The sequence below is a fragment of the Neglectibacter sp. X4 genome, assembly GCF_009917365.1.
In the GTDB taxonomy this organism is placed as follows: domain Bacteria; phylum Bacillota; class Clostridia; order Oscillospirales; family Acutalibacteraceae; genus Acutalibacter.
In genome coordinates this window covers 1-505 of sequence record NZ_QWLE01000362.1, presented here as the reverse complement: position 1 = coordinate 505, position 505 = coordinate 1, and the positions used below count along the sequence as shown (strand labels likewise).

At 44.4% G+C, this 505-nt stretch carries 1 protein-coding gene; it reads right to left on the bottom strand.

Annotated features, from left to right (window positions below; all coding sequences use genetic code 11):
* Positions 1–73: 73 nt before the first annotated feature.
* Positions 74–505 (bottom strand): TrkA family potassium uptake protein (locus tag D1841_RS18585; protein ID WP_166554425.1); only part of this gene is annotated, 432 nt, incomplete at its 5' end.

The following is a 505-nucleotide window of genomic DNA, read 5'->3' as shown; positions in this document are numbered from 1 at the left end:
GACGGAGAGAGTATACAAAGAGGATTTGTATGAGCGCACGCCGCGCATTTTGGATTATGCAGTGAAGCTGCTGCTAAAATAAGCTGGCATGTTTTTTCACAAACTGCTGAAAGTTTTGCCGTTCTCCGGCAATGAGCAGGTGCATGGTTTCCCTAAAAATAAAATCTTGGGAATCTACCGCCTTGATGACATCGTTTTCTTTATAAGCGATGACATTGAGTCGGTATTTTTTTCGTATCTCCAGTTCTTTAAGACTGTGTCCAATCCAGGACTTTGGCGGCGCAATTTCAAAAATACCGTAATCAGAAGAAAGTTCCAGATAGTCAAAGGCACTGGCGGCGCTGTATTTCATCGCAGTGCGCAGCGCCATGTCACGTTCGGGATAGATGACGGCATCGGCGCCGTTGGAAAGAAGAAATTTAGCATGAAGATCCTGATTGACTTTGGCAATCACCTTTTTTGCGCCCTGTTCTTTCAGCATCATGGTGATAATCAAAGAAGTTTC